Genomic DNA, 6,682 nt, shown 5'->3' on the forward strand with positions numbered 1-6,682 from the left:
CGCCGCTACCCCGCTGCGTCGCCCCGCTACCCCGCGGCCCCGGGCCTCAGCGGGGGCGGCGCCAGCGGGGCAGTCGGCTGAGGGCGCGCTGCTCGGGCAGGGTCCAGCCGAATCGCACCGCCAGCATGCGGATCACCAGCGTCACCGAGGTGCCCACGACGGCAGCGACGGCGACGGGGGCGCCGAAGCTCACGGCGACGACGAGCACTCCCGTGCCCGCGGCGGCCGCGACAGCGTAGAGCGACCCCACGTGCATCATCGCGATCGTGAGGTTCATCAGGAGGTCGCGCAGCACCGACCCGCCCACGGCGGCGATCACCCCCACGAACACGGCGGGGATCTCCGGAATCCCCATGGCGAGCGCCTTGGTCGACCCGATGGCCCCCAGCAGCCCGATCGTGAGGGCGTCCAGCACCGTGATGACGCCCGCCAGCCGGTCGAAGACGCGTTGCAGCGCCATGCCGAGGATCGCCGCCAGCACGGCCACCAGCAGGTACCAGTTGCTCGACATGGCACGGGGCACGACGCCGAGCAGCACGTCGCGCAGCACGCCGCCGCCGAGCCCGGTCGCGATGCCGATGATGGCGACGCCGAGCAGATCGAGACGTCGGTCTTTGAACTCGGAGGCGAACATGGCGCCCTGCAGGCTGCCGATGCCCACCGCGAGAAGATCCACCCACAGAGGTACGGCGAAGGCTGTGGCGTGCATCCGACGTTTGTACCACGCGGGGGATACTGGAGGGGTGCCCGTCTACCGCGATGAATGCGTCATCCTGCGCACCCACAAGCTGGGCGAGGCCGACCGCATCCTCACGATGCTCAGCCGCAACCACGGCAAGATCCGGGCCGTCGCGAAGGGCGTCCGCCGCACGGCCTCGAAGTTCGGCGCCCGTCTCGAGCCGATGATGGTCGCCGACCTGCAGCTCTACGAGGGCCGTTCGCTCGACATCGTGCAGCAGGCCGAGTCGCTGGGCTCGTACGGGGCGGTGATCGCGGGCGACTACGCGAGCTACACGGCGGGCAGCGTCATGGTCGAGACCGCCGACAAGCTGACGGAGGCCGAGGCGGGTCTGCAGCAGTACCTCCTGCTGGTCGGCGCGCTCCGGTCGTTGTCGCGCGCCGAGCACGCGCCGCAGCTGACGCTCGACTCGTACCTCCTCCGGGCACTGAGCGTGGCGGGGTGGTCGCCCAGCTTCGGCGACTGCGCTGTCACGGGCGCGCCGGGGCCGCATTCGGCGTTCGTCGTGCAGCTGGGCGGGGTGGTGGCGGACGACCACGCGCCTCCCGGGTCGCCCAGATTGACCCAGGAGGCGCTGGCCCTGTTGTCGGCGCTGCTCACGGGAGACTGGGCGGTCGCCGACGCCGCGCCCGAGGGCACGCGCAACCAGGCCAGCGGCGTCGTGGCGGCCTACACCCAGTGGCATCTCGAACGGGGACTCCGTTCGCTCCAGCACGTCGATCGCGAGCCGGCGAGAGCCGCCGTGACCGCCTCGGCCCCGACGGGCCGCACCCCGCTCCCAGGAGGGCATCCGTGAAGAAGACGCACCGCGACGCGGCCGACTACCGACCCCTCGACTGGACGGGCGTCCACCCTCCCGAGCTGCCGAAGGGCGCGGTGCCCGGGCACGTGGCCATCGTCATGGACGGCAACGGCCGGTGGGCGAACGGCAGGGGCCTCACCCGGGTGGAGGGCCACAAGGCGGGCGAGATGTCGCTGCTCGACGTCGTCGCCGGGGCGATCCAGATGGGCGTCAAGCACCTCAGCGTCTACGCGTTCTCGACCGAGAACTGGAAGCGCTCGCCCGACGAGGTGCGGTTCCTGATGGGGTTCAACCGCGACGTCCTGCACAGGAGGCGCGACCAGCTGAACGCCTGGGGCGTCCGTGTCCGCTGGGCCGGCCGCAGACCCCGGCTCTGGGGCTCGGTGATCAAAGAGCTGCAGTACGCGGAGGAGCTGACCCGCGGCAACGACGTGCTGACGCTCACGATGTGCGTCAACTACGGCGGTCGCACGGAGATCGCCGACGCCGTCCGGGCCATCGCCGAAGACGTGGCCGCCGGTCGCATCAAGCCCTCCGGCGTGAGCGAGAAGCTCATCCAGAAGCACCTCTACACGGCCGATCTGCCCGACGTCGACCTCTTCGTCCGCAGCTCGGGCGAGCAGCGGACGAGCAACTTCCTGCTCTGGCAGTCGGCCTACGCCGAGATGGTGTTCCTCGACCGGTTGTGGCCCGATTTCACGCGCACCGACCTGTGGGAGGCCGTCACGACCTACGCCGCCCGGTCGCGGCGCTTCGGCGGGGCGATCGACGCGCCGACCGCCTGACGCGCCGACGCGCCGACGACCTGAAGCCCGGCGCCCCGACCGCCCGGCACACCGACCACCCGGCCTCAGAACTGGATGTTCGCGCCCAGGAAGATCCGCTCGGCCGGCCAGAGGAACTGCAGCGTCAACGGCCCGTCGGCGTCGCGGTGGAACCACGCGTTGGCGAACACGACGGACTCGCCCGGCAGCAGGTACCAGGTCGCCGCATCGGCGGGGAACTGCGCGTCGAGCTCGGTCTCGTAGCCGAGGCCGGTGAGCAGGTCGCGGCCGGCGAAGACGTCCTGGGTGGCGAGGTCGTTGCCGTACGACGAGTAGTCGGCGCTGAGATCGGTGAGGTCGAGACGCTGCTGTGAGTTGTTGGTCAGCACGTACGCGGTCGCGACCACCTCCGTGCCGGTCGGGTACGGGTCGGTGCCGTCGGGCCGCGCGTAGATCGACGGCGCCTCCGTCGTCAGGCGGCCGACGTCGTAGATGTAGATCGTCAGGTCGCTGTAGTTGACCTGGTTGAGCAGCGTGCCGCCGGGCGCGAGGTCGTCGGGTGCGGAGCCGCCGCCGGTGCCGGGCGCCCCGGTGACCTGAGGCTGCGGGGGAGCCGTCGCCGCGCCTCCGGAGGGTCCGCTGCCGACCGGCTCGAGCGAGTCGAGGTCGGCGAAGCAGCCGGTCAGGGCCACGAGCGTGGTGACGACCACGGCCGCCGAGGCGAGCACTCTTCTCCGCACGTGCAGACACCTTCCCGAAGTCGTCCGGTCAGCCTAACCCGCGTCCGATCGGGGTCCGCTCAGGGCGGTGAGACCGTGGAGGCGCGGGTCGAGAGCCGCGATCGCCCCGGTGAGCGCGCGGACGCTGGGCACCCGTCGGGCACCGGGCCGATGCACGACGGCGATGCGCCGCCCCATCTGGTCGGGCAGGTCGACCACGCGGACGGCGCTCGGCAGCGCCGCGGCCTGCAGCGAGAGCCTCGGCAGCAGGGCCACGCCCATGCGGGCGGCGACGAGCCCGAGCACGGCCAGAGCGTTGTCGGTCTCCAGCACGATCTCGGGCGCGAATCCCTCGGCGGCGCAGGTCGCGAGGAGGTGCCCGCGGCACCGGGGGCAGCCGCCGATCCACCGCTCGTCGGCGAGGTCGGCGAAGGGCGATCCGTCGGCGAACGGGTGGTCTGCGGGCAAGACCAGCACGGTGCGGTCGAGGTACACGTCGCGTTCGCTGAGGCCCTCGAGATCGCGGCCGGCGACGGTCGACCCGGGGTGGCTGAAGACCAGCGCGACGTCTGCCGTGCCGTCGCGGAGCGCCGCGAGGGCCTCGGGCGGCTCGGCCTCGACGTAGGTCACCTGCAGACCCGGGTGCTCGTGCCGGAGTCGCGCGAGCACGTCGGGCACGATGGTCGAGGAGGCGCTGGGGAACCCGGTCAGTCGCACGCGCCCCGAGGCGGCCCCGCCGAGCCGGTCGAGCTCCTGCCGGGCGGCGTCGAGGGCGGCCTGCACGTGCACGGCGTGCTCGGCGAGACGGGCGCCGGCCTCGGTCAGGGTGACGCCGCGTCCCGTGCGGAGCACCAGCGGGTGCCCGACACGGGTCTCGGCGCGGCGCAGGTGCTGACTCACGGCGGGCTGGCTGTAGCCCAGCCGGGCGGCCGCGGCGGTGATCGTGCCCGTGTCGGCCAGGGCCCGCACCACGCGGAGCGTCTGCAGATCGAGGTCGTCGCTCATGCCTGAACCATAACCCGGGGTTATGCGATCGACACGATGTCGGTGGTTGTCGTGGGGCTAAGGGGGGAGGAGTCTGGGGGCATGACCGACTCGACCCGCTCCTCCTGGTCGCCCGCTCTCGTCGAGGCGACGCGGTCGTTCGCGCCCCGCACCGGCTACCTCGCGGCCTGCACGATGGGTCTGCCCATGCGCGCGACGCTCGAGGCCCAGCGCCTCGACCTCGAGTCGTGGCGGACGGGCGGCACCTCGCCGATCGAGTACGGAGCGATCGTCGAGGAGGCGCGGGTCGCCTACGCCGCGCTCGTCGCCGTCCCCGCCGCTCGCGTCGCCATCGGCTCCCAGACGTCGGCCATGGTCGCCGTCGTCGCGGCCGCCGTGCCCGACGGCGCCGAGGTGCTCTGCGTCGACGGCGACTTCAGCTCCATGGTCTTCCCCTTCCTTCAGCAGCGGCATCGCGGGGTACGGGTGCGGAGCGTGCCGCTCGCCGAGCTCGCGTCGTCGGTCTCGGCGGCGACCTGGCTGGTGGCCTGGTCGGCGATCCAGTCGGCGACGGGCGCCGTGGCCGACGACCGGGCGATCGTCGCCGCGGCGGGGCGGCACGGTGCGCTCACGCTCTGCGACACGACCCAGGCCGCGGGGGTGCTGCCGATCGACGCCGGGCGGTACGACCTGACGGTGTGCCACGGGTACAAGTGGCTGTGCAGTCCGCGAGGGGCGGCGTTCCTGACGGTGTCCGAGAGCGCCGCGCCGCGCCTCCGGCCGGTCCAGGCGGGGTGGTACGCGGGGGAGTCGGTCTGGGGGTCGTGCTACGGGCCGACCATGGAGCTCGCGTCGGACGCCCGCGCGTTCGACGTGTCGCCGGCCTGGCCCGCGTGGGTCGGGGCTCTGCCGGCGCTGCGGGCCCTCGCGTCGCTCGACACGGCCGAGGTCTGGCGCCGCGCCTCCGGCCTGGGCGATCTGCTCTGCGACCGACTCGACCTCCCGCGGCAGGGCCAGGCGATCGTCACCTGGGTGGACCCGGGGGCCGACCTCGTGTCGCTCGCCGCGGCGGGGCTGACGGCGTCGGGGCGCGCCGGTCGGGTGCGGATCGCGTTCCACCTCTGGAACGACGAGGAGGACGTCGAGGCGGTCGTGCGGGCGCTCCGCGCCTGAGGGGCGGCGGCTAGAGTTGCCGGGTACCTCGGCCGACCGGGCATCCAGCTCGGGCCTCAACACAATCGGAGCATCACACGTGGCAGCACCCAACCGTCTCGATTCCGTCATCGCCCTGGCCAAACGCCGCGGGTTCGTCTTCCAGTCGGGAGAGATCTACGGCGGGTCCCGGTCGGCGTGGGACTACGGGCCCCTCGGCGTGGCGCTGAAGGAGAACATCAAGCGCCAGTGGTGGCAGACGATGGTGCAGGGGCGCGACGACGTGGTCGGGCTCGACTCGGCCGTCATCCTGCCGCGCCAGGTGTGGGAGGCCTCGGGGCACGTCGAGGTCTTCAGCGACCCGCTCGTCGAATCGCTGCACACCCACAAGCGCTACCGGGCCGACCACCTGCTCGAGGCCTACGAGGCCAAGCACGGCCACCCGCCCGAGAACGGCCTCGCCGATGTGCGAGACCCCGAGACCGGCCAGCCCGGCTCGTGGACGGAGCCGCAGAACTTCTCGGGTCTGCTCAAGACGTTCCTCGGCCCGGTCGACAACGAGCAGGGCATGGCGTACCTGCGCCCCGAGACCGCGCAGGGCATCTTCACGAACTTCGACAACATCCTGCAGTCGTCGCGCATCAAGCCCCCGTTCGGCATCGGCCAGATCGGCAAGAGCTTTCGCAACGAGATCACCCCCGGCAACTTCATCTTCCGCACCCGCGAGTTCGAGCAGATGGAGATGGAGTTCTTCGTCGAGCCCGGCACGGATGAAGAGTGGCACCAGTACTGGATCGACCAGCGCTTCCAGTGGTACGTCGACCTCGGCATCGACCCCGAGAACCTCCGCCTGTACGAGCACGCCGCCGAGAAGCTGTCGCACTACTCCAAGCGCACCGTCGACATCGAGTACCGCTTCCGCTTCGCGGGCGGCGAGTTCGGCGAGCTCGAGGGCGTCGCGAACCGCACCGACTACGACCTCAAGACCCACGCCGCCGCCTCGGGCAAAGACCTCTCGTACTTCGACCAGGCCAAGAACGAGCGCTGGACCCCGTTCGTCATCGAGCCGGCGGCCGGGCTCACCCGCTCGCTCATGGCGTTCCTGGTCGACGCGTACACCGAAGACGAGGCGCCCAACGCCAAGGGCGGCGTCGACAAGCGCACCGTGCTGAAGCTCGACCGCCGGCTGGCGCCGATCAAGGTGGCCGTGCTGCCGCTGAGCCGCAACGAACGGCTCTCGCCGCTGGCACGCGAGCTCGCCGCCGACCTGCGCAAGTACTGGAACATCGACTTCGACGACGCCGGCGCCATCGGCCGCCGCTACCGCCGCCAGGACGAGATCGGCACCCCGTTCTGCGTCACCGTCGACTTCGACTCCCTGGACGACGACGCGGTCACGGTGCGCGAGCGCGACACGATGGAGCAGCAGCGGATGCCGCTGGCGCAGCTGCGCGGGTACCTGGCCGAGCAGCTGCTCGGCAGCTAGCGGTCGGGCGGGGGCGGGCCCGGCTCGCCCCCGCCC

Annotated in this window: 7 protein-coding genes; 4 read left to right on the forward strand and 3 right to left on the reverse strand. The window is 72.1% G+C overall.

What is annotated here, in order from left to right; translation table 11 throughout:
• Positions 1–46 precede the first annotated feature (46 nt).
• Positions 47–709, reverse strand: a complete 663-nt coding sequence (locus ACZ6JE_RS14865; protein ID WP_192057937.1) for a trimeric intracellular cation channel family protein — start codon at positions 707–709, stop codon at positions 47–49.
• A gap of 34 nt (positions 710–743) precedes the next feature.
• Between ACZ6JE_RS14865 and recO the strand changes: the two genes are divergently transcribed.
• Positions 744–1,535, forward strand: a complete 792-nt coding sequence (gene recO / locus ACZ6JE_RS14870) for a DNA repair protein RecO (RefSeq protein ID WP_192057936.1) — start codon at positions 744–746, stop codon at positions 1,533–1,535.
• Positions 1,532–2,326: an isoprenyl transferase gene (locus ACZ6JE_RS14875; RefSeq protein ID WP_192057935.1), complete on the forward strand. Its 795-nt coding sequence runs from the start codon at positions 1,532–1,534 to the stop codon at positions 2,324–2,326. The genes recO and ACZ6JE_RS14875 overlap by 4 nt, the downstream gene beginning before the upstream one ends.
• 65 nt (positions 2,327–2,391) lie before the next feature.
• Here the strand turns inward: ACZ6JE_RS14875 and ACZ6JE_RS14880 are convergent, their stop codons facing one another.
• Positions 2,392–3,045, reverse strand: a complete 654-nt coding sequence (locus tag ACZ6JE_RS14880) for a hypothetical protein (RefSeq protein ID WP_464319436.1) — start codon at positions 3,043–3,045, stop codon at positions 2,392–2,394.
• 33 nt (positions 3,046–3,078) lie between these two features.
• Positions 3,079–4,029 carry a LysR family transcriptional regulator gene (locus ACZ6JE_RS14885; RefSeq protein WP_463462827.1) on the reverse strand — a complete coding sequence of 317 codons (951 nt, stop codon included), beginning with the start codon at positions 4,027–4,029 and terminating at the stop codon, positions 3,079–3,081.
• 81 nt (positions 4,030–4,110) lie between these two features.
• Between ACZ6JE_RS14885 and ACZ6JE_RS14890 the strand changes: the two genes are divergently transcribed.
• A complete protein-coding gene (locus ACZ6JE_RS14890; protein WP_463462826.1) occupies positions 4,111–5,181 on the forward strand; it encodes an aminotransferase class V-fold PLP-dependent enzyme in 1,071 nt (356 codons plus the stop codon).
• Positions 5,182–5,260: 79 nt separating this feature from the next.
• Positions 5,261–6,646 (forward strand): glycine--tRNA ligase, encoded by a 1,386-nt coding sequence (locus ACZ6JE_RS14895; protein WP_243216380.1) that lies wholly within the window; start codon positions 5,261–5,263, stop codon positions 6,644–6,646.
• Positions 6,647–6,682: the final 36 nt, after the last annotated feature.

The sequence above is a fragment of the Frigoribacterium sp. AC759 genome, assembly GCF_979256015.1.

Bases quoted from the DNA above. Each gene is read 5' to 3' on its own strand.
- ACZ6JE_RS14885 (WP_463462827.1), bottom strand. From the start codon at position 4,029: ATGAGCGACGACCTCGATCTGCAGACGCTCCGCGTGGTGCGGGCCCTG.
- ACZ6JE_RS14865 (WP_192057937.1), bottom strand. From the start codon at position 709: ATGCACGCCACAGCCTTCGCCGTACCTCTGTGGGTGGATCTTCTCGCG.
- ACZ6JE_RS14890 (WP_463462826.1), top strand. From the start codon at position 4,111: ATGACCGACTCGACCCGCTCCTCCTGGTCGCCCGCTCTCGTCGAGGCG.